The organism is Sphingobacterium sp. UBA7855 (assembly GCA_002500745.1).
Classification (GTDB): domain Bacteria; phylum Bacteroidota; class Bacteroidia; order Sphingobacteriales; family Sphingobacteriaceae; genus Sphingobacterium.
In genome coordinates this window covers 375,450-398,651 of record DLST01000010.1, presented here as the reverse complement: position 1 = coordinate 398,651, position 23,202 = coordinate 375,450, and the positions used below count along the sequence as shown (strand labels likewise).

The window sequence follows — 23,202 nt, the reverse complement described above, 5'->3', positions numbered from 1 at the left end:
ATAGAAACGAATTTTATATAATTCCAAAAATATTTTAAAAAAATACAGGGAGGGTTTTGCTTAAGCTCAGGCATTACTTTATTTTAATAGCGCCAATCGGGCATAGGATAATATAAACATTCAATTTATGTAATAAACAGAATGCAATGAAAAACAAACACTTATTTAAATACATTATGAAATTCATAATAAACAAAAAGCAACTTTAACGACATGCGTTATCCGTGTTAAAAAGCTGAAAAACTTACAACTATCCGCCAAAACGAAAATAACCCCATTCTAAGCTTAAATAGATTAAAACCACACAAACCCCTTTAGAACAACAAACAGCACCTCAGAGAGGCTAAAAACAGCCAAAACCAAAACATACAAGAGTAGTATTGATCACTCAATACGAAATACCTTTGTTCTTTCAATCATTTGAACCGTGTGTTTGGACTAGTTAATCGTTATTCTCCACCTGACCGGCAAACAACAAATTATACGTTACACCAGTATTAACCAAGAGTTAAACAAAACACAAAACAAACTAATAATCAAAACAATAAAAAACTTATATAAACAATAAATATACATAAATATAACACCCCTTGAACAACATATTAGTCAACTGATGACAAACAGCCGTTTATTTTATGCGATGCTATTGCTTAAAATAGCTTTAAATCTATTTTATTACCATCTTTGTCTGCATGATGAATTACATTTATCCTTTCATTCTAGCGATGCATTCTTTATGGAGATGGGAGGTATTGATTGTACTAACGATTAGTCTCGTTAACTTTTTTTACAAAAGAAAAAAGGAACTTCCATTCTCCCCTACCGATCAGTTTCTTGTAAAAATTACGGTTAGTTCTTTTTATATTCAGCTAGTTTTGGGTTTTAGCCTTTATGTACTGAGCCCCATCACACAGTACTTCCTGCAACATTTCGACGAGGCTGTTCACCTCAGGCAAATTCGCTTCTTTGGCATGGAACACAGTAGCATGATGATTATTGCCGCAATCTGCTTAACATTAGGTGCCCTTAAAAGCAAAAACGCCGATACAAACGATCGACGTTTTAAAATATTATTAATCTGGTTTGGACTAGCTCTCCTGATCGTCCTTAACTCCATTCCCTGGGAATTCTCGCCGCTGACAAGCAGACCTAGTTTTCGATCATTTTAATTAGCTATTTTGCCAGTTGGCTTTTCTTTTATTTCGCATTGCATCCATTCCTTCTTTGAAATCATTGGTTTTACGTAAATCTGCCAAGCTCTCCAAGAGAAAGTTATACTTATCATCATAATCCCGCTCTTTTAATTTTCGCAGTGTTACAAATCCCCGTGATATAGCCAAGGGAGCATTTTCCAGAATCGTCCTTTTCAATTCTGTCAATACTGTTTCGTCGGGATCCAGCATGCCATACAAGATTTCCTTGTCCAAAGCCTCCGCAGCAGAAAAAGACCGACCACTGATACAGAGATCCATCGCTTTTCTTTCAGGCATATATTCTGTAAGCAACGCCAACACCTGAAATGGAAAAAGTCCAATTTTCACTTCAGGCAAAGAAAAACGTACATGTGGTAGAGCAAATAAATACGTACAGGATAATGCTATCAAAAAACCACCTGCAATAACATCTCCCCTAACAACACAGATTGAAGGCTTATCTAAACAGGCAAATATTTCTGCCAGTGACTTTTCAACCTTGGGAATTGCCGAATTTCCAATATCTAATGTAGGGTCCTCAAAAGCTTTAAGATCCATACCGGCACAGAACACCGGACCTTCAGCCTCTAGTTGTACTAAACGAACATCAGGATTGCTATTCGCCAGATTCAATGCATAGGCTATTTCGCTCACCATTGTCGGACTAAAAGCATTTCTTTTATCCGAACGGGCTAAGGTCAAGTTGAACACATGCTCCTCAACGTGCACTTTAATAAAATTCAGTTTTTCCATCTACAAAATCATTTGTCTGAAGCTATGCTCCAATCCGATTATTTCAGCATCAGTCCCTCGTCCAAAATAATGCAACAACAGCTCTGATGGTATATTACCAACCAAATCATCTTTTGCAAATGGACAGCCGCCATAACCCAGTAATGCGCCTTCAAATTTACGGCAACCTGCGATGTAAGCTGCTTCAACCTTTGCAAGACTCTCCTCTCGCCTTGCATGAAAATGTGCGCCTACTTCCAGTGTTGGAAAACGAGCTTTAACAAAACTAAATAATGCTGAGATCTGATTTGCATTGGCTTCTGAAGTTGTGTCTGCCAAAGAAAACTCCCTAATGCCAAGATCGCCTAATTTTCCAATCCACTCTTCTACCAAAAGCGGGGACCAAGGGTCACTGTATGGGTTTCCAAAAGCCATGCTAATATAAACGACCAGAGATTTATGCTGCGAGTCGGCCAAAGCTTTCATTTCTTTTACCTGCTGATAAGAAGCCGCCAAGCCCATATTGGTATTTCGAAGTTGAAATGTTTCCGATATTGAGAATGGATACCCTAAAAAGTGGATTTTTTCCTCTAGAACCGCTTCCTGCGCACCCCGAAGATTGGCGACAATCGCCAACAACTTCACTTTATCATTCGTTCTGATTCCTTCCAGTACTGCTTTTGTATCCGCCAACTGCGGAACTGCTTTCGGCGAAACGAAAGATCCACAATCAATAACATCAAACAGCCCACTTTCGATTAACGTATTGATATGTTTAATTTTCTTATCTGTCTTAATAAAGTTATGAAACCCTTGAACAGCGTCTCTTGGGCAATCAACCAATACAACTTGATCCCTCATCATATGCTATAAAATATCTTTCTCAATCTCTCTAGCGATCACCATTTTCTGAATGCTTGAAGTCCCTTCACCTATTGTACATAACTTGGCATCTCTAAAAAACTTCTCGGCAGGATAGTCCTTTGTAAATCCATAACCGCCAAAGATTTGTACAGATTCATTCGAGACGCTAACGGCAGCCTCCGACGCATAAAGTTTAGCCATCGCACCAATTTTAGAAACACGATCTCCATGATCCTTTAAATAGCCCGCCTGCCTCGTCAACAGTTCACTGGCTTCCACCTGTGTAGCCATATCTGCAAGCGCAAAAGAAACCGCCTGAAATTCGTAAATCTTTTTTCCAAACTGCTCACGCTCGTGCGCATATTTCAACGCGCACTCGTAAGCTCCGCGTGCAATACCCAAAGAAAGTGCCGCAATAGAAATACGTCCGCCATCCAATAGTTTTAAGGCCTGCACAAAGCCCTGCCCTTCTTCACCGATGAGTTGATCCCGATGAATCCGACAATTATCAAAAAACAGACAGGCAGTTTCTGAGGCACGCATCCCCAATTTATTTTCTTTCTTTCCTGCGGTAAATCCAGGTGTACCTTTCTCAACAATAAAAGCTGACATCCCTTTTTTATCTCCCTTAGCCCCCGTCCGCGCAATAACGACAGCAACACTAGAACTGATGGCATGCGTAATAAAATTTTTAGAACCATTTAACACGTAGTGATCACCATCTCGCTCAGCAAATGTCGTCATTCCACCAGCGTCCGAACCAGAACCTGTCTCTGTAAGTCCCCAGGCACCGATCCATTCAGCTGTCGCCAACTTTGGAAGATAACGTTTCTTCTGTTCTTCACTGGCAAAGCTTAATATATGATTTGTACATAACGAATTATGCGCCGCTACGGAAAGTCCAATTGAGCCACACACCTTGGAAATCTCATCCAAAACGGTAATATACTCCTGGTATCCGAGTCCCGATCCACCATATTCTTCAGGAACGATCACACCCATGAAACCGTGTTCGCCTAACTTTTTAAAAACTTCTATTGGAAATATTTGGGCTTCGTCCCATTCCATCACATAAGGTTTGATATGATACTGTGCAAAATCTCGTGCACTTTGTCTAATCATATCCATTTGTTGTTTATTTTCAATAAACATAAGCATGAATATTAAATTTACAATCGGTAATTCAATTCAAATATATCAAAATATTTAGGAATAAAATTGCAAATATTTTAAAATTTTATTTTAAATTTATCTAAAAATAAGAAATTCTTAATTCAACAGCTTTTTAAAACCAAGATTATAAATTATGAAGGAGCTACTCGCATTACTTCGCCAAAAAAGAGAAAATTTAAAACTAGGTGGTGGCATCGATAAAATAAAAAAACTGAAAGAAAAGGGCAAAATGTCAGCTTGGGAACGAATAGAATATCTACTGGACCCAGACCGAGAATATCTGGAAATAGGTATGTTTGCCGGCGAAGGAATGTATAAAGAACATGGTGGATGCATAAATGCAGGCTGTGCAGCGGTACTGGGCTATATAAAATCCAAACTATGTGTCATCGTCTCTAACGATGCAACCGTAAAAGCAGGAGCCTGGTTTCCTATTTCTGCCAAGAAAAATCTACGTGCACAGGAAATTGCCATGGAAAACAATCTTCCAATTATTTATTTGGTAGATTCTGCAGGCGTATTTTTACCGATGCAGGATGAAATATTTCCCGATAAAGAACACTTTGGCCGCATATTCCGTAACAATGCCCGAATGTCTTCCATGGGTATCCCTCAAATTGCAGCAATCATGGGAAGTTGCGTGGCAGGCGGTGCTTATCTCCCGATCATGTCCGACTACGCCTTTATCGTCGAAGGAACAGGCTCTGTATTTTTAGCAGGCCCATACCTGGTCAAATCTGCGATAGGTGAAACCGTAGACGCTGAAACACTCGGCGGAGCTTCTACCCATTCGGAGATATCCGGCGTGACAGACAATAAATTTCCCGACGACCAAAGTTGTTTAGAGGCTATAAAAAATGTTATCGATAAAATAGGTGGAAATCCAAAAGCTAATTTCAACAGAAAGAAAAGCCTTCCTCCAAAAACAGATCCGAGTAAAATAGTAGAGATTCTTCCCGAAGACAGGACAAAACCTTATCGCATGCAGGATATCTTGAATGCAATTGTAGACGCAGATACTTTAGAGGAATACAAACCCGATTATGGAAAAACCATTGTATGCGCCCTCGCACGTGTAGACGGTTGGGCTGTCGGCATTGTTGCCAATCAACGTGAAATTATCAAAGCCAAGAAACCCGGCAACGCAATGGAAATGCAGATGGGAGGGGTCATCTATAGTGATTCAGCAGATAAGGCAGCGCGCTTCATCATGAATTGCAACCAGCAGAACATTCCGCTTGTGTTTTTTCAGGACGTCACTGGATTTATGGTAGGAAGCCGATCAGAACAAGGGGGGATTATCAAAGACGGAGCAAAAATGGTAAATGCAATGGCCAATTCCGTAGTCCCAAAATTCACCTTTATTGTTGGAAATAGTTATGGCGCTGGAAACTATGCGATGTGTGGAAAAGCGTATGACCCACGACTAATCTACGCTTGGCCTACCGCCCAAATGGCTGTCATGAGCGGTGCCGCTGCGGGCAAGACACTGTTTCAAATCCAAGAATCAGCTTTAAAAGCCAAGGGTCAAGAAATCAATGAAGAAGAAAAAAACAGTCTCCTTAAATCCATCGAAGATCGGTACAACGAGCAACTGAGTCCGTATTACGCTGCTGCAAGATTATGGGTTGATGGAATTATAGCGCCTGAAGAAACACGAAAAGTCATCAGCATGGGAATTGAAGCTGCCAACGAAAAGCCTATTCTAGAACGGTATAATGTAGGTGTTATACAGGTCTGAGTGAAGTAAAATTAAATTAGAAAACCCCTCGGATGATGAAGTTTATCATTTGAGGGGTTTTCTAATTAGGTATTTTTATAGCATACTATACTTAAGATCTTCTCCAGATTTTACTGATCGCTTCAAAGTCTAACAAAGATTCTCTGTTCCGCATAATATCTACTGACACCGCTTTTTCTACAGCCATTCCCGAAAAAATCTTCTTAATAGGCAGCTCCAGTTTTTTACCGCTTAACGTGTAAGGAATAGCCGCTACCTGAAAAATATCGTCAGGCACATGTCGCGGACTATATTGCTGCCGAAGCTCCCGCTTAATCTCCCCTTTTAACGCATCATTCAATAAACCATTGTCCAATTGAACAAAAAGCAACATATCAGATGATCCATTTTCATGATCTACACAGATAACCAAACTATCCAAGACCCCTTCGGTTCTATTTAAAACATTATAGATCTCTGCAGTACCGATACGTACGCCACCCCGGTTCAGTGTCGCATCTGAACGACCGTACATAATTATGCCATCATGTGCAGTGATCTTAATCCAATCACCATGACTCCAAACACCGCTATATTTATCAAAATAACTATCAAAGTATTTTTTATTCGCCAAATCATTCCAAAAATAGATGGGCATACAGGGCATGGGAGCTAAAATAACAAGCTCTCCCACCTCTCCATAAAGATGATGACCATGCTCATCAAATGCTTCTATCTTAGCTCCTAGGGCGCGACATTGAATCTCCCCTGCATAAACATCAAGCAATGTACAGCCCGAAAGAAAGGCACTGCAAACGTCTGTACCACCACTTAGCGAGACAATTTGACTCTCTGGAAACTGTACATTTAGCCATTCAAACACATCTGGTGGAAGTGGTGAACCTGTCGACCCTATTGTTTTAGGCTGATAAGCCAAGGATTTTAAATCTTGATCCTGACAGGAGATGAGATAAGCAGCACCAACGCCAAAATGGTCCACCTTGCTTTCCCTTGCAAACTTCCATAAACTTAATTTATCGGGATAATTCGTAGCCCCATCATATATACACAATGTATTTCCCATTAAAAGGGCCGAAAGCGCATAATTCCACATCATCCATCCAGTAGTGGAATACCACATGAATCGATCCCCGTCTTGCACATTTTGATGCAGTCCAAGTGCTTTCATATGTTCTAGCAGCATACCGCCAACTCCATGTGTAATGGCTTTGGGCTTCCCGGTTGTTCCCGAAGAATACAAAATCCATATTGGCGCGTCAAAAGGCATTGCCGTAAATTGGAGCTCAGCTTGAACAAGATCCTTTTTCAGAATCTCTTCCCAAATATTGTCATCAATCAAAACACAAGCCAGTAAAGATGGTAGCCGCAGAGAAAGCTGTTTAATACTCTCTGCTTTTTCAAAAAGACGTCCATTATAGTAATAACTGGAATTTGCGAAGAGCACTTTGGGTTCAATCTGCTCAAAACGATCCTGAATACTCGCCTCCCCAAAATCGGGCGAACAACAGGACCAAATAGCACCGATGGAATTAGCAGCTAAAAATAACGCCACAGCTTCAATGCCATTAATCAATACACCAGCAACGCGATCTCCACTTTGTACCCCTAGTTCTTTCAAATAGACCTGAAGTTTAAGAACCATGGATTCCAACTCAGTCCATGACACCTCTCTTTTAACTTGCTGTTCAGATTGAAAGATTAATGCCGGACGCTTTTCCGTTGTGTTTCGAAATACGTGTTCAGCATAATTCAAGGTAGCCCCAGCAAACCATTTTGTTCCGATAAAGCTTGTAGGATCTGCTGGCGAATCAACAATAGTTGTAAAGCCTGAATGAAACTTTATATTAAAATAGGTGGCTATACTCTTCCAAAAACTAGCCAGTTCCGTCGTAGACCATGCCCAAAGCTCCTGATAGGATGGAAAGAATAAGCCATGCTCCTTCTCGACATATTGTTTAAACTTATTGATCTCAGATTGAGATTTTTGCTTTTCTGTTGGGCTCCAGAGTAATTTCCCCATAATAGTTAGCTATAAAACGGTTATATCCAAACTTAGATAAATTTACGTGTATATGCAATTTTAAATATTTCTGGCACAGCATATTTTTGGATTAAATACGAATGCTCAATTATAGCACTTCAATAGCTGTATTCATTTCTATCGGATGCCCCGTGCACAACAGTATTCTTCCTTGTTCAACTTCGCGGTCTGTTAACACCTCATTATAGTCCATTCTTACTTTTCCCCTTGTACATTGCGAAATACACGTACTACACATACCGGATCTACAAGAATACGGCAACTTAATTTTATGCTCCAGCCCTATATCTAAAATAGATTTATTGTAAGGCACCTCTAGATGATAAGTTTTACCTTGAAAAGATAGTTCGATGGCATAGGTTGTTGTATCGACTTCCTTTTCGGTCTCATCATCATCATCCTCTTCATTTTCGGGCAATAGAAATGTCTCTCGTTTTATCTGATTGGAATCAAACCCCATCCCCAAAAGTGTAAAACGACATAAGTCCATATAAATCACAGGACCGCAAGTATAAAACAAAGCATCTTCCTTATTTCCAAACAAATGATCGTTAACGATAGCATGTATATAGTCTCTATTTAACCTGGCTTTCATCAAGTATTTACTATTGGAGTAAATCCACACAATAGTTAAGCGATCAGGAAATCGATCTGCCCAGTGCTCCAATTCCGATCGGAACGGTGTTAACTCCAGCGTACTATTACTGTAAATTAAAACTATTTTGGACTTACTTTCAGCAAGGAGCGCTGTTTTCAGAATAGCATACAAGGGTGTAATGCCAATTCCTGCAGCAAACAAAAATAAAGTCCGAACCTTTTCTGCTTCAGGTTCATATACAAATAAACCTTGAGGTGCCATTGCATTCACGATATCCCCCTCCACAATAGTATGGTGGAGCAGTCGGGATATTTCTCCATTTTGGACACGCTTAACAGTGATACTTAAGGGCTCATTATTATCAGGCGAACTATTAAAAGAATAAGAACGACGTACCTCACGATCACCAAACACAAAAGAAAGTGTAATAAACTGCCCAGCTTTATAGGAAGGATAGTCTCCTGCTATAGACTCAAGCTGAAAAGTAATGTTATTATTAGGTTGGGGGATAATTTTTGAAATCCTTAATGCATACATAGCTCAAAATTACATAAAAATCATAAATTATAAGTGCTTTGATAAAATGGACACGACTCGAATACCTAAGAACTACATAAACTTATCCCAAAACAATTCAAGCACAACGAACAATATATTAGACTGCCACGACCAGTCAATGCGACATGAGTAAGTGTCCAATCAGTGTTGAGAGCGAATGCATTACGTCTTCAAGTTGACTTAAGCTACTAAGCACCAAGTAAGCAACTCCATTGTTAATACAATCTATACTATATCTCAATCCAAATTACAATGACCATGATTCACATCTTAACAATGGTACTAATCTCAAAGACTATGGCAAGGGATAGGTCGTATTGATAACAATTTTATTGTATTACAATTAACAGACAATTGGAGAACAATAATTGCAAAATTTCACGTTATATTTATATCAAAACTAATCACAATAAGATTATATGCAAACACGCAGAAACTTCCTTCAAAATGCAGCAAAGGCGACACTTGGCATTGCTGTATCTGGATCAATATTACACGATATTGCCTCCGCGAAAGCAACCGAATTAAATGCCGCTACATTAAAGTTTTCCCAAGTCAAATTACCGTTCAATTATGCCGCTTTGGAGCCCAATATTGATGCTTTGACGATGGAAATCCATTATACAAAGCATCATATAGCGTATATCAATGCTATTAACGAAGCCATTCTTGCTGAAAATATCAAAGAAGCCTCAGAGGAGCAACTTCTAGCAAACATATCTAAATACTCTCCAAAAGCAAGAAATAATGCTGGTGGAGCTTGGAACCATAACTTTTTTTGGGAAAGTCTGTCCGATAAGCCGAGTCAGCCCTCCGAAAAATTATTGACCATGATCAATAAGACATTTGGTTCTTTAGATAAATTCAAAGAACAATTTGCCGCAGCAGCAACCTCACGATTCGGTTCGGGATGGGCCTGGTTGATTTTGGATGACTCAGGTAATTTAAAAATTACTTCTACTCCAAATCAAGACAACCCTTTAATGGATGTTGCAGAGGTAAAAGGTATCCCCGTTTTGGGTCTCGATGTGTGGGAGCATGCTTATTACCTGCACTATCAAAACAAAAGAGCTGATTATATTAAAAATTGGTGGAATGTTGTGAATTGGAAAAAAGTCAATGAAAGGCTAGCATAAAAAAAAGCTCGATTAGTAAAAATCGAGCTTTTTTTATATCCGTTATGAACAACCTATCCTAACTTTTCTTTTAATTTGTTGACCTGAAAATCAACTAATTTTTGGAGTGGTCCAGAAGCGATCATCTTCATCATCATGTTAAGATCAGCATCTATAATAAAGGTTGCTTTTGTAACCGTATCAGCAACAACTTGCAATTCCCAACGAAGAGTAACCTCAAAAGGCGCCTTCTCCGAAGGAACCAACTTAATGAATTGATTCTCACTACGCCCTTCTACCTTAAGGGCCAATTTTGCCATGTTCTGTATTGTAAATCGAGCTTCGTCCGTAGTCGAAGACCAATTATAAATATTCTCCGGCATCAACTGTTCATGATTGTTGAGATCCGCCAAAAATGCATACACCTCGCTGACATTTTTGTTGATTTCTGTTGTGTTCTGAATAGTAGTCATAACGATAAATTAATCCTTTTTATTGAAAACTGTCTCCCCAAGTAGACGGGTTCAATCGCCACTTTTTCAAGATCTCAATATCCTCTTCCAATACATAACTATTTTCAGCAGCGACCTGAATCAAAGCATCATAATTACATAGACTGAAATAAGGACATTTCGCATCGGCAAAATTATCAGTAGCTTGTTGCAATCCATAAGTAAAAATAGACACTAACCCAACGACATTGCAGCCAGCTTCACGTAACGCCTTTACAGCCACTAAACTACTTTTACCTGTCGAAATTAGATCCTCAATTACAACAACACGTTGACCGCTAACTACCTCACCTTCGATTAAATTTTGACGACCATGATCCTTAGCTGAGCTTCTAACATAAGAAAATGGCAATCCCAAATCCTGTGCTACCAAAACTCCTTGTGGAATACCTGCCGTAGCAACTCCAGAAATCATATCCACTGATCCAAACTCTTCTTGAATAAGCTTAGAAAGCTTTTGACGAATGTATGTACGAATCGCAGGATGAGATAAAGTGATACGGTTATCACAGTAAATTGGAGACTTCCAACCCGACGCCCATGTAAAAGGACTTTTAGGTTGCAATTTTATTGCTTTAATTTGCAATAAGGATTCAGCAACTTTTTGTTCAACCTCATTTAAATTATTCATGGCGCAAATTTATAAAATTTATATGAACGAAAGCCTGCTAATTTTAGCAGATTTCGTCCCATCGAAAACTAAAAACCCACAAACAGTTAGTTTTCAAGAGATTGACCTCCAAAAACTTTTCAAACAATCTGAAATTGATAAGGTTCCAAAAACATATCTCTACATCAACAAAGATTTTGAAACTGTGTTTCAAAACTTAAAAAACAAAATGAAGATTATTAAGGCCGCCGGGGGGCTGGTTAAAAACGGTGATGGAGATTATTTATTCATCTACCGCCTCGGAAAATGGGATCTTCCTAAAGGCAAAGTGGAAGATAATGAGAAAATGCGTGAGGCCGCAGTGCGTGAAGTCGAAGAAGAATGTGGTATAAAAATTGACTATTTAGGGAAGAAAATTACGACCTCGTATCATACTTATTTTTTGCGTAACGGTGAATTCGTTCTAAAAACAACAAATTGGTACGAAATGGGTGTTAACAAAGTCCCTAAATTAATACCGCAAACAGCTGAAGATATCACAAAGGCAGAGTGGCGTCACGCAGACCAATTTGAAGAGATACGGACAAATACCTACCCAATTATCGAAAATATTATAAAAAAAGCAAAGTAACTTACCTTTTTTGAGTTTTATTTGACACGAGTAAAAATGTTCATACTTAATTTTATATTATGGAAAATATAACAGGAAAAAGAGCCTTAATTACAGGAGGAGCTCGAGGATTGGGAAAAGCTATTGCTTTTGCATTGGCCAAAGAAGGTGTTCATATCGCCATTACAGGAAGAAATGAATCTAGTTTAAAGGTTACAACTGCTGAGTTGGCTGAGCTGGGTACTGAGGTTACTTATGCTGTTTTTGATGTGTCCGACTATACTGCCGTACAACAGGAAACTCAACGACTTACAGAAAGTTTTGGAAAGTTTGATATCTTGATTAACAACGCTGGTGTGTCATCTTTCTCCACTGTACTTGACATGGATATTGCTGAATGGATATCCATCATTCATGTCAATCTATTGGGCACATACTTTGTTACAAAAGCAATTCTTCCACAATTAGTTGAGAAAAATCAAGGTGATATTGTTATGGTCTCATCTACTGCTGGATTAAATGGAGCTGCAACCACCTCTGCCTATAGTGCTTCAAAATTTGGCGTGATCGGCTTTGCGGATTCGTTAATGCGCGAAGTAAGGAAACACAATATTCGCGTCTGTACGCTAATGCCAAGTACTATTGCTTCTGATATGTCCAAAGACCTTGGCCTAACAGATGGCAATCCAGAAAAAGTTTTACAGCCTGAAGATTTCGCAGAGTTGGTTGTAACCAACTTAAAGCTACCTAGACGAGCTATGCTGAAATCGGCTTCTTTATGGTCTACAAATCCGTAATGATCGAAAAGAAAATGGTATGGGCTAAATAAAAGCCTTTAAGAGGCTTATTCTAATATGTATTATATGTATTAAGGCAGGAGCGTTCTTTACTCCTGCTCATTTAAACAAGGAATTATGAGTCAATTATTTTCACTAATAAATATCGGAAATATACTATTAAAAAATCGCTTGGTTGTTTCTCCGATGTGTCAGTATTCAGCAACAGATGGGTTTGCCAATAATTGGCATCTAGTACATTTGGGGCAGTTTGCAGTCGGTGGTGCCGCCGCAATAATCCAAGAAGCAACAGCTATTACTGCTGAAGGTCGAATCAGTGCGGGAGACCTTGGAATATGGGACGATTGCCACATCGAAAAATTAAAAGAAATAACTACGTTCATCAAAGAAAATGGCTCTGTTCCGGGCATACAGCTAGCGCACGCTGGCCGCAAAGCCAGCAATAATAAACCTTGGATAGACCGAAAACAACTTTCACCAAGCGATCCTCAGGGTTGGCAAACAGTGGCGCCATCGCCCATCGCCTTCCATGCGGGAGACCACGCACCACAAGAGCTCAGTATTGCCGCAATTGAAATATTGATTGAACAATTCGGAGCAGCAACGAGAAGAGCGATTCAAGCCGGTTATGAAATTATTGAACTCCACGCTGCACATGGATACCTGATCCATCAATTTCTTTCCCCATTGAGCAACTTGCGTAGGGATATTTATGGTGGTACATTCGAAAATAGAATCCGTTTTCTTGTTGAAATCGTAAAAAAAGTAAAACAGGCAATAACAACTCAAAATTTATGGATCCGTATTTCTGCGACAGATTGGGCCGAGAATGGGTGGGATTTACAACAGTCTATTTCTTTATCAAAACTATTGTATACATTGGGCGTAGATCTCATTGATGTTTCTAGCGGAGGTTTAGTATCGCATCAAAAAATAGATATTAAACCTGCATATCAGCTCCCTTTCGCCACTGCGATTAAAAATGATACGGAGAATAAGGTGGGCACTGTAGGCTTGATCAAAACAGCTGTTGAGGCCTCCGAGATCATTACAAACAAACAAGCTGATTTAATTTTAATCGCTCGGGGATTTCTTGACGACCCTCACCTTCCCTTACATTTTGCGAAAGAATTAGCGGCTGACATTGCATGGCCTAAACAATATGAAAGAGCAAAATAATTTTCAAGATAATACCAAATGTTTTTTATCATATAAAGGAAGAACTGTACAAAAGGCGCCGACCTATAAGTTTCTATAGATGAAATTAAACCTCAATAAAATACATCATATTGCCATTATATGTAGCAATTATGAGCGTTCAAAAGAATTTTATACCGACGTACTTGGCCTGGAGATTATACAAGAATATTATCGTAAAGAACGTGATTCATATAAACTGGATCTCAGACTAAACGACAACTATATTATCGAACTTTTCTCTTTTCCCTCGCCACACAAAAGACTTAGTTTCCCGGAAGCTACAGGTTTAAGACATATTGCGTTTGAAGTAAATGATCTCGACTTGGAATTAAATAAGATAGAGAAAGCAGGCATATCACACGAAGGAATCAGAATAGATGAGCTAACAAATAGACGCTTTACATTCTTTTTTGATCCTGATCAGCTCCCAATAGAATTATATGAGGGGTAAAAGAAGGCGGCATTGATTTTATTTAATCAATGCCGCCTTCTATTTTATGCTTATATCAAATCAATGATTATAATTTACGTTTCACTTCAACTTGTTCGTAAGCTTCAACTATGTCTCCTACTTCAATATCATTGAAACGGTCAATATTTAAACCACATTCGTAACCCTGTGAAACTTCTTTCACATCATCTTTGAAACGCTTCAAAGATGCCAGTTTACCAGTATGGATAACAACACCATCTCTAATTACACGAATATCATTGTTTCTATTAATTTTGCCCTCGCGAACCATACATCCCGCAATCGTACCAACTTTAGAAATTTTAAATGTTTCCCTGATTTCAACCTCAGCAACAATTTTCTCTTCAAATTTCGGAGCTAACATACCTTCCATCGCAGACTTGATTTCATCAATCGCATCATAGATGATCGAATATAAACGTACATCAATTTGCTCGTTCTCAGCTAACTTACGTGCATTTTGTGTTGGGCGTACTTGGAATCCTATAATGATTGCATCAGAAGCAGAAGCTAACAATACGTCCGATTCAGAAATCGCACCCACTGATTTATGAATAATGTTAACTTGAATTTCATCAGTAGACAATTTCAATAATGAATCTGATAGTGCTTCGATAGAACCATCCACATCACCTTTAACGATAATATTAAGTTCCTTAAAGTTACCGATTGCTAAACGACGACCGATTTCATCTAGGGTAATGTGCTTAGTAGCACGCATACCTTGTTCGCGTTGTAACTGAAGGCGTTTGTTGGCTACAGTTCTTGCTTCAGATTCACTCTCAAGAACATAAAGCTTATCCCCTGCTGTTGGCGCTCCTGACATCCCCAATATTTGTACTGGAACAGACGGTCCCGCCTCTTTGACACGTTCACCCCTTTCATTAGTCAATGCTTTAACTTTACCGGAATGCGATCCCGCTAATATAGGATCTCCAACGCGTAATGTACCACTTTGTATCAATACCGTTGTTACGATACCACGGCCTTTATCCAAAGCTGCTTCAATTACTGAACCAACAGCACGTTTTTTCGGATCAGCTTTTAGATCTAACATCTCAGCTTCCAATAAAACTTTCTCTAATAACAGGTCAACATTTTCTCCCGTTTTTGCTGAAATCTCTTGCGCTTGGAACTTACCACCCCAATCTTCAACCAATATATTCATCGCAGAAAGCTGCTCGCGAATTCTATCAGGATTTGCTCCAGGTTTATCCACTTTGGTAAATGCAAATACAATTGGCACTCCTGCCGCTTGCGCGTGGTTGATTGCTTCTTTTGTCTGTGGCATGACAGCGTCGTCCGCCGCAATAACTATAATAACAATATCAGTAACTTTGGCACCGCGGGCGCGCATAGCTGTAAAAGCTTCGTGACCAGGAGTATCCAAAAATGTGATTTTACGATCATCTTCCAATTTTACCGCGTATGCACCGATATGTTGGGTTATACCACCGGCCTCACCAGAAGTCACGTTTGCCTTACGAATGTAATCCAATAATGAGGTTTTACCATGATCGACGTGTCCCATTACCGTTACAATAGGCGCTCTCGAAATCAAGTTTTGTTCAGTATCGGATTCTTCAAGCTCAGCAGTTTCTTCATCCTCAGGTTTGATAAACTCGACTTGATAACCAAATTCATCCGCTACTATTGCTAAAGTTTCAGCATCTAAACGTTGATTAATTGACACAAACATACCCAAGCTCATACAAGTTGCAATAATCTGAGTTACTTGAACGTCCATCAAGTTAGCTAATTCGTTTGCAGTTACAAATTCTGTAACACGCAATACTTTTGCCATCATTTCTTGTTCCATTGCAGCTTCTTCAGCATGTTGGGCAACATCATCACGTTTCTGTCTTCTCAATTTGGCGCGCTGCGCAAATTTCCCCGACTTACCTGCACCACTTAAACGAGCAAGTGTCGCTTTAATTTGGTCTTGTATTTCCTTTTCAGTAGGCTCTTCCTTATTCTCAACAGGTCTTCCTTTTCCTCTGTTGTCAAAACGATTTCCATATTGCGGTCTAGTCCCTTGACCTGGTCTGCCTGAGTGTTGGTTATTTCCACCACCTTGACCTGGTCGACCTTGTTGATTTCCCGTTTGTCCTTGACGATTGTTAGGATTATTGTTATTACCATGATTCCCACCACGATTACCTTGTTGATCCCGATTGTTGGGATTATTACCATCACGTGGCCCACGGTTTTGATTATTAGTACCATGACCTTGACCCGCGTTCGGATTAACTGGCCCATTTGGATTCGTCCGCTTACGCTTACGTTTCTCGTTATTATTTCCAGCATTTGAAGATGAAGCCACCGGTTTGTGGGAAGGTCTCGCTGTTGGCAATTCAATTTTACCAACCACTTTAGGACCTGTCAATCTCTCTGCGCGAGCAGAAAAAATATCATCACCTTGTTTTTTTACAGGCTCCACTATTGGAGTTACTGGTACAGCTTTTGGCGCTGTTTCTTCTTTTTTCTTATCTTCTACCTTCACAGGCTCAGTTTTTGTCTCTACAACCGGAGTTGCTTTTACTTCAGTTTTATCTACTTCCGGCTTTTTGATCTCTGCTTTGGGCACTACAGCTTCTTGCTTATTTTCAGTAACCTTTAGTTCTTCTTTTTTTACTTCAACACTAGGCGCTTTCACTTCGGCATCCTTCTTTTCTTCCGCCTTAACTTCAGCTTTTGTCTCTGCAGGTACTTGCTTGGTATTTTTTGGCTCTTCCTTAACAGGTTCTTCCTTCTTTACCTTATTTCCGCCTCTACGTAAAGCGTCAAGATCAATTTTACCAACAACCTTCATACCACCTTGATGTGCAGGTTCCTCCACCTTTTCAGGAGTAGCTTCTTTAGTAGATGGAATTTCTACCGTATTCTTGACCAAGATTTCCTTAGATTCATCGTGATCTTCGGTATCCTCACTCTTAGATGATTCCTTAGGAGAAGCGGACGGCGACTCCTCACGACGAATTTTGCCAATAACAATTTGTTTAGCTTCATCTTTCAGTGATTTGTCTCCCTGAAACTCTTTTAACAGCACACCATACATCTCTCCGTTCAATTTAGTGTTAGGCTTTGCTTCTACATCATATCCCTTTTTCACTAAACATTCGACGGCGGTATGTATCCCGATGTTGAGTTCCTTTGCTGCTTTAAGCAAGTTTGTTCCTTTTCCTTCAGTCATCTATAATATAAACTATTTTAATATAATTACAAAAATATGTTTTTTTCCATCCATAAACAATTTATTCCGAATGTTAGATAGAAAAAAATTAACAAGCTGAATTTTATTCAAATTCAGCTTGTAAAATACGTACAATCTCGCGAATTGTATCCTCTTCCAGATCTGTACGTCTCACTAACTCTTCCTCACTAAGAGATAGCACAGATTTCGCTGAATCCAAACCAACACGTTTTAATTCATCGATTACCCAGCTTTCAATCTCATCGCTGAACTCTTCGATATCAACATCTTCATCGAACTCATCATTCTCACGATAAACGTCAATTTCATAACCGGTCAATTTTCCTGCCAATTTAATATTGTGTCCACCTCGCCCAATTGCCAACGAAACTTGATCGGATTTTAGGTATACCGCTGCAGTTTTATTTTCTTCATCAATTTTGATTGAACTAATCCTGGCGGGACTCAGAGCCCGGGCAATATACAAGGAATGGTTTGTCGTAAAATTAATAACGTCGATATTCTCATTACGCAGTTCACGTACGATACCATGAATACGGGATCCTTTCATACCCACACAGGCTCCTACCGGATCAATACGATCGTCATACGATTCAACAGCAACTTTCGCTCTTTCTCCAGGTTCGCGAACGATTTTTTTGATCGTAATTAAACCATCAAAAATTTCAGGTACTTCCAGTTCAAACAAACGTTGTAAAAACGCCGGTGCGGTACGTGAAATAATAATCTTTGGATTATTATTCATCATATCAACTTTATGTACGACTGCCCGTATACCGTCGCCCTTTTTGAAGTAATCGGCAGGAATTTGTTCAGACTTCGGAAGAATTAATTCGTTACCATCCTCATCAAGTACCAAGATCTCTTTTTTCCAAATCTGATACACTTCACCAATAACCAACTCTCCTTCTCTATCCTTATATTTTTTAAAGACCTCATCTTTTTCTAATTCCAAAACTTTCGACACAAGCGTTTGGCGAGCCGCTAGAATTGCACGGCGACCAAAACTTTCCAAGGTGATCTGTTCAATAAAATCATCACCCACCTCTAAGTCTTCGTCGTGTTTTCTAGCTTCAGCTAATTCGATTTCAAGATCATCATCTTCTGAAAATTCATCTTCAACAACGACACGAGTCCTCCAAATCTCCAAATCCCCGTTATCTGGATTCACGATAACATCCACATTTTCATCCGTACCAAAACGACGACGGATCATACTACGAAAAACCTCTTCCAATACTGTGATAACAGTAGGTCTATCGATATTCTTAAACTCTTTAAACTCTTGAAAAGAGTCTATAAGATTGATGTTGCTGTTACTCATTATTATTAAAATGAAATTACCACTTTTGTTGCTTTTATTTGATCAAAAGGAAGTTCCTTTTCTACCTCTTGCGCTTTTTTACCTTTTTCTTTAACTTTCTGAAGAACATTGATGTTCGTATCATCCAGCGCCACTAAGGTCCCTTCAATTTTAGTATTATCAATCAACTTAACCTGAATCGTACGACCTATATTCTTTTGATACTGCCGGATATTCACAAAATTAGCATCGATACCTGGAGAGGAGACCTCTAAACGATAGGCATTATCAATTACATTTTCTTCTTCCAAATGAAAACCCACATGACGGCTAACTTGTGCACAATCGTCAATATTAATACCTTTATCCCCATCCAAAAGAATCTCTAGAATTTTATTTGGATGCATCTTCACGCTGACAATAAATAAGTCATCGCGATCCGCTATTTTCTCTTCTATGAGTTCAACAACTCGTTTCTCTATATGCTGCATTGTTCTTTCTCTACAAATGCTATTTAATTGAATTAAAAAAAGGGGGCAAAACGAGCCCCCTTCCTTTCAGATATGCAAATATAGCACTTTATAAAATAAAAAACAAATATCAATCAAAATGCTAATAATATTTAACTACTTTGAGTTGTCAACAACTGCGTTAATCGTTTTCTGCATTTGTGCCATCATACTCGTCAATGTTTCCATTGTCGGCTCAGGCGTCGGTTCAGGCAGCTGTGTACTTATAAAAGCCTTCGCCTTCCACACTTCAAGTATATCTGCCGTCTCAACCCAATAAGGCTCATATGTTTTGTTGTCAGAAACGAGCTTCAAGCCTTTATCTTCTTTAAATTTAAAAGCGATACGCTTATAGACCACGCCATCTTCCTTCGATACGACTACGTATGTACTTCCAGGCTTTATATCATGCCAGTTTTCCACGTACTCCGCCACGACAATAGATCCTGACGGCAAAGGCAACATTGAATCACCCTTAATTTCAAAAGCGCGAAACGTGCCCTGACCAAACATTGGAAGTGAAAACTTAGGCAGCTCTGCAACATACTCCGGATCGCCATACCCATTTAAATACCCAGCACTAGCCTTTACAGGCACAAGTTCAATATTCTCACGGTTATCCGTATCTACAGTAACGCTTAGCACCCTTAAATTGGATGCATTACTTTTTGGAACTGGCTTCCACTTGTCGTCAATAACATCGTTTGCCAGTTCATCCATAGTCAACCCATAGAATTCAGCAATCTTCTTCAACAACTCATATTTAGGCTCAGCCCTATCTTCCTCATACGCCCCGACAGACGCTCGCTTAATTTCCATAATATCAGCAAATTGTTGCTGTGTAATTTTCTTTCCTTTTCTAAGGAACTTCAGATTGGACGAAATATTTGACATGTTATTTTTTCAAAAAAATATTTTGCAAAAACTAATTTTATTAGTAATATTGTGCCAATAAAATTAGTAAATATATTTTAAACGTCCAAATAATTTAGCATTATGAGCAATTTTATTCTATATATAGCGACAGATAGTAATCGGAAACGATTCGAAATTGGCCTCAGCACCAATATATTCACTACAGTAATGAAGCTACAGCAATCCAACAGTTTTATCTTCAATCAAGGCTCAAGCCTCAATAGAATAATCTATACGGAAGCTTTTACAAGTTTAGAGACTGCAAACAAAAAGATAGACGAACTACAGCATTTTACAGCCATGCAGATTGAAAGACTTATCCGTAGATCTAATCCCAACTGGAATAATCTTTTCCCGCAGCCACACCCAGATTGCGCCAAAAGAGGAACAAGCTACGCCGCTTAGCAAAAAAGCCACCTGTATAAAAACTAGGCGGCTATTTCATATTTTTGAAGATGAGTATTAAAAGCGGCTATTTATTTTGAACAGGCCCATCTTCAGAAAAGGATAATTTGTCACTTTGCAAACTATCCGAATCACCTTCAGTATTGTTACGATCAAGTTGATCAATATTATTACGTTCAAGTTGACCTTCTTCACCACCCTCTTCTTCCGGCCCGATAAATCCTTCATCAGTAGGCAACTCTAACTGAGTAGAATCCATCTGCTCTGGTTCAGGATCACTGTAACGCGGAGTTTCACATTTGTATGATTTTGTAATTTCAACAGTCGGGCTTGGAAACTTACCCATAGTGTATCCTAAATTCTTATCTTTATAAACGGATTCGAGGTAAACTCCGAAAATCGGCAATGCAGTACGAGAACCTTCTCCGGTATGCGAATTCTTAAAGTGAATGCTCCGCTCGTCACACCCTACCCAAACACCTGTAACCAAGTCTTTTGTTACCCCCATATACCAGCCATCTACATATTCAGAAGAAGTACCTGTTTTCCCTCCTATTTCATTTTCTTTTGTAAATAAATCCCACTCCCACAATCCTTGAGAAGTACCACCTGGTTCTTCCATCCCACCACGGAGCATATACGTCATTAACCACGCATCTTGCTTATCAATGACCTGTTTACGTTCTGCCTGGAACGTTGCAATCACATTGCCATCATGATCTTCAATCTTAGAAACCAGTAAAGGTGTCACGCGCTCACCATGGTTCATCATTGTTGAGTACCCATTCACCATTTCAAAAACAGAAACATCATTGGGCCCCAGCCCCACGGAAGCAACCGGATTTAATTTACTCGTAATACCACAACGGTGAGCAGCATCAACAACTTTCGAAGGCGTGACAATATCAGTTAACTGAACTGTAACTGAATTGATGGAGCGGGCCATCGCGTGCCGCAAAGACATCTCACGGTAGGAGAAATTCCAGTCAGCATTTTTAGGTTCCCATATCTCAACAGAATCACCTTTATCAATCTTGATGGTAACAGGCTTATCCGTAATTTTATCACAAGGCGACATTCCCGATTCTAAGGCTGCTAAGTATACGAAAGGCTTAAACGTAGATCCCGCCTGCCGTTTCGCTTGCATCACGTGATCATACTTAAAGTATTGATGATTTATTCCACCAACCCATGCTTTAATTTCACCTGAATAGGGATCCATTGACATCATCCCCGCATTCAGCATCATCGCATAATATTTCAAAGAGTCCATTGTAGACATCTCCCTTTCGATCTTACCTCCATCCTTCCAGTTATAGACTTCCATCTTCTTTTTCTCGTTGAGGAAATAAGAGATACTATCAGGAGAGTTGGCGTACTTTTTACTCAAAAAAGCATAATAAGTAGTCTTCTTAGCCAAATTATCCAAAAAATTAGGAATAACTTTACCTGACAAATCGCGCCATGGCTCCTGTCCATTCCAGGTATTATTTAAACGTTGCTGCAATTCTACCATTTGCTTGGCCACCGCTTCCTCAGCATGCTTTTGAAGTTTAGAATTTATAGTGGTATAAATTTTCAGCCCGTCGGTATAAATGTCGTAATTATTTTCCTCTGACCATTTCTCCAACCACTTCGCTACAGCGGTACGTAAATAAGAGTCTCCACCAGCATTGATATCTTGACTATTTGTATTCAAAACAATCTTTTCTTTAATCAGACTGTCAAACTCTCCTTTTTTTAAGAAACCACTTTTATACATTTGACTTAATACAATATTTTTTCGCACAAATGCATTTTCAGGATTTCGAATTGGATTATACAATGTAGTACCTTTTAACATCCCTATTAAAACAGCCGCTTGGTTTTGAGTCAACTGATTCGCTCCTTTTGAAAAATATCGTTTTGCAGCCGTTTCAATCCCATAAGCGTTATTACTGAACGATACAGTATTCAGATACATTTCCAATATCTGATTTTTAGAATAACGCTGCTCCAGCTTGTAAGCTGTCATCCACTCCTTAAATTTAGTCACCACCAATCCGGCAATAGGAAGACGTGTCAACAAACCACCCGACTTATTATAACGAGTACGATAAAGATTTTTAGCTAATTGCTGCGTGATTGTACTTGCACCACGCTTATCTCCTTTTAAGGTCGATAAAATTCCCGATCCTAAACCAAAAAAGTCGACACCCTTATGACTATAAAAACGCACATCCTCGGTCGCTATCAAAGCATTCGTTACTGTTTTTGGGATACTGTCAAAGGGAATTGGATTTCTATCCTCGTCGAAATACCGGCCAATTAAAACACTGTCCGCGGTATACAACTCCGTTGAGATATTAACACTAGGCATAACAATATCCTTTTTAGTCGGAGAATAACCGAATAGCCACAGAAAATTCAATTGTATAGCACAAACCAATATAATGACAAAATATATTGCTATAACGAAATAACGAAGAAACCTATTCTTAATACGTTTAAACATAAATGGAAATTTACCTTATATTCAACACATCCGACCAGCAAAAGGTTTTAACTCCGCCTGACATGCCTTTCTATCTTTTTCAGGGGCTAAATATACAACTAAATAAATCGCTGTAATCAACTATTTACATTTTTTAACAATAAATG

The 23,202-nt window shown here is 39.1% G+C and carries 20 protein-coding genes; 8 read left to right on the top strand and 12 right to left on the bottom strand.

The annotated features are described in order from the left end of the window. The first annotated feature begins 692 nt into the window (after positions 1-692). Entirely contained in the window at positions 693-1,169 is a 477-nt protein-coding gene (locus B2107_RS07870) for a hypothetical protein (RefSeq protein WP_293954749.1), read from the top strand. Here the strand turns inward: B2107_RS07870 and B2107_RS07865 are convergent, their stop codons facing one another. Genes B2107_RS07865 through B2107_RS07855 form a run of 3 tightly spaced genes read right to left on the bottom strand, consistent with a single transcriptional unit; the run spans position 1,170 to position 3,941 of the window. Next, positions 1,170-1,946, bottom strand: coding sequence for an enoyl-CoA hydratase/isomerase family protein (locus tag B2107_RS07865; RefSeq protein ID WP_293954747.1), 777 nt, complete (start codon positions 1,944-1,946; stop codon positions 1,170-1,172). Further along, positions 1,947-2,789: a hydroxymethylglutaryl-CoA lyase gene (locus B2107_RS07860; RefSeq protein ID WP_293954746.1), complete on the bottom strand. Its 843-nt coding sequence runs from the start codon at positions 2,787-2,789 to the stop codon at positions 1,947-1,949. Between the two features lie 3 nt (positions 2,790-2,792). Further along, entirely contained in the window at positions 2,793-3,941 is a 1,149-nt protein-coding gene (locus B2107_RS07855; protein ID WP_070567729.1) for an acyl-CoA dehydrogenase family protein, read from the bottom strand. Positions 3,942-4,095: 154 nt separating this feature from the next. On the opposite strand from B2107_RS07855, the gene B2107_RS07850 reads away from it, so the two are divergent. After that, on the top strand, positions 4,096-5,703 hold the full coding sequence (locus B2107_RS07850) for an acyl-CoA carboxylase subunit beta (protein ID WP_293954742.1): 1,608 nt from the start codon (positions 4,096-4,098) through the stop codon (positions 5,701-5,703). A gap of 91 nt (positions 5,704-5,794) precedes the next feature. Here the strand turns inward: B2107_RS07850 and B2107_RS07845 are convergent, their stop codons facing one another. Together B2107_RS07845 and B2107_RS07840 are read right to left on the bottom strand one after the other, a co-directional pair. Beyond that, on the bottom strand, positions 5,795-7,723 hold the full coding sequence (locus B2107_RS07845) for an acetoacetate--CoA ligase (protein ID WP_293954740.1): 1,929 nt from the start codon (positions 7,721-7,723) through the stop codon (positions 5,795-5,797). 109 nt (positions 7,724-7,832) lie between these two features. Continuing rightward, complete coding sequence (locus B2107_RS07840) at positions 7,833-8,879, bottom strand: ferredoxin--NADP reductase (RefSeq protein WP_293954738.1); 1,047 nt, start codon at positions 8,877-8,879, stop codon at positions 7,833-7,835. A 440-nt stretch (positions 8,880-9,319) separates the two neighbouring features. On the opposite strand from B2107_RS07840, the gene B2107_RS07835 reads away from it, so the two are divergent. Further along, the gene (locus B2107_RS07835; protein ID WP_293954736.1) at positions 9,320-10,036 is read left to right on the top strand and encodes a superoxide dismutase; all 717 of its coding nucleotides are present in this window, start codon (positions 9,320-9,322) and stop codon (positions 10,034-10,036) included. A 53-nt stretch (positions 10,037-10,089) separates the two neighbouring features. Here B2107_RS07835 and B2107_RS07830 read toward each other — a convergent pair whose 3' ends face one another. Together B2107_RS07830 and pyrE are read right to left on the bottom strand one after the other, a co-directional pair. Then, positions 10,090-10,488, bottom strand: coding sequence for an SRPBCC family protein (locus B2107_RS07830; RefSeq protein ID WP_293954734.1), 399 nt, complete (start codon positions 10,486-10,488; stop codon positions 10,090-10,092). A gap of 19 nt (positions 10,489-10,507) precedes the next feature. Then, positions 10,508-11,158 carry an orotate phosphoribosyltransferase gene (pyrE, locus tag B2107_RS07825; protein WP_293954732.1) on the bottom strand — a complete coding sequence of 217 codons (651 nt, stop codon included), beginning with the start codon at positions 11,156-11,158 and terminating at the stop codon, positions 10,508-10,510. Here pyrE and B2107_RS07820 point away from each other — a divergent pair. The 4 genes from B2107_RS07820 to B2107_RS07805 all read left to right on the top strand — a co-directional run bounded on the left by B2107_RS07820 (position 11,157) and on the right by B2107_RS07805 (position 14,195). Further along, positions 11,157-11,768 carry an NUDIX domain-containing protein gene (locus tag B2107_RS07820; protein ID WP_293954730.1) on the top strand — a complete coding sequence of 204 codons (612 nt, stop codon included), beginning with the start codon at positions 11,157-11,159 and terminating at the stop codon, positions 11,766-11,768. The two genes, pyrE and B2107_RS07820, sit on opposite strands and share 2 nt — an antisense overlap. A 59-nt stretch (positions 11,769-11,827) precedes the next feature. After that, entirely contained in the window at positions 11,828-12,544 is a 717-nt protein-coding gene (locus B2107_RS07815; protein ID WP_293954728.1) for a 3-ketoacyl-ACP reductase, read from the top strand. 117 nt (positions 12,545-12,661) lie between these two features. Further along, entirely contained in the window at positions 12,662-13,723 is a 1,062-nt protein-coding gene (locus tag B2107_RS07810) for an NADH:flavin oxidoreductase/NADH oxidase (protein WP_293954726.1), read from the top strand. A 79-nt stretch (positions 13,724-13,802) separates the two neighbouring features. Further along, the gene (locus B2107_RS07805) at positions 13,803-14,195 is read left to right on the top strand and encodes a VOC family protein (RefSeq protein WP_293954724.1); all 393 of its coding nucleotides are present in this window, start codon (positions 13,803-13,805) and stop codon (positions 14,193-14,195) included. Positions 14,196-14,262: 67 nt separating this feature from the next. Here the strand turns inward: B2107_RS07805 and infB are convergent, their stop codons facing one another. The 4 genes from infB to B2107_RS07785 form a co-directional block, all read right to left on the bottom strand. Beyond that, positions 14,263-17,409, bottom strand: a complete 3,147-nt coding sequence (gene infB, locus B2107_RS07800) for a translation initiation factor IF-2 (RefSeq protein WP_293954721.1) — start codon at positions 17,407-17,409, stop codon at positions 14,263-14,265. Positions 17,410-17,512: 103 nt separating this feature from the next. After that, entirely contained in the window at positions 17,513-18,754 is a 1,242-nt protein-coding gene (gene nusA, locus B2107_RS07795; RefSeq protein ID WP_046675481.1) for a transcription termination factor NusA, read from the bottom strand. A 5-nt stretch (positions 18,755-18,759) separates the two neighbouring features. Then, entirely contained in the window at positions 18,760-19,224 is a 465-nt protein-coding gene (gene rimP, locus B2107_RS07790) for a ribosome assembly cofactor RimP (RefSeq protein ID WP_293954719.1), read from the bottom strand. 135 nt (positions 19,225-19,359) lie between these two features. Beyond that, entirely contained in the window at positions 19,360-20,136 is a 777-nt protein-coding gene (locus tag B2107_RS07785) for an XRE family transcriptional regulator (RefSeq protein ID WP_293954717.1), read from the bottom strand. A 102-nt stretch (positions 20,137-20,238) separates the two neighbouring features. On the opposite strand from B2107_RS07785, the gene B2107_RS07780 reads away from it, so the two are divergent. Beyond that, a complete protein-coding gene (locus tag B2107_RS07780) occupies positions 20,239-20,562 on the top strand; it encodes a hypothetical protein (protein ID WP_293954715.1) in 324 nt (107 codons plus the stop codon). A gap of 67 nt (positions 20,563-20,629) precedes the next feature. Here B2107_RS07780 and B2107_RS07775 read toward each other — a convergent pair whose 3' ends face one another. Next, positions 20,630-22,921 (bottom strand): transglycosylase domain-containing protein, encoded by a 2,292-nt coding sequence (locus B2107_RS07775; RefSeq protein WP_293954713.1) that lies wholly within the window; start codon positions 22,919-22,921, stop codon positions 20,630-20,632. Between the last annotated feature and the right edge of the window lie 281 nt (positions 22,922-23,202).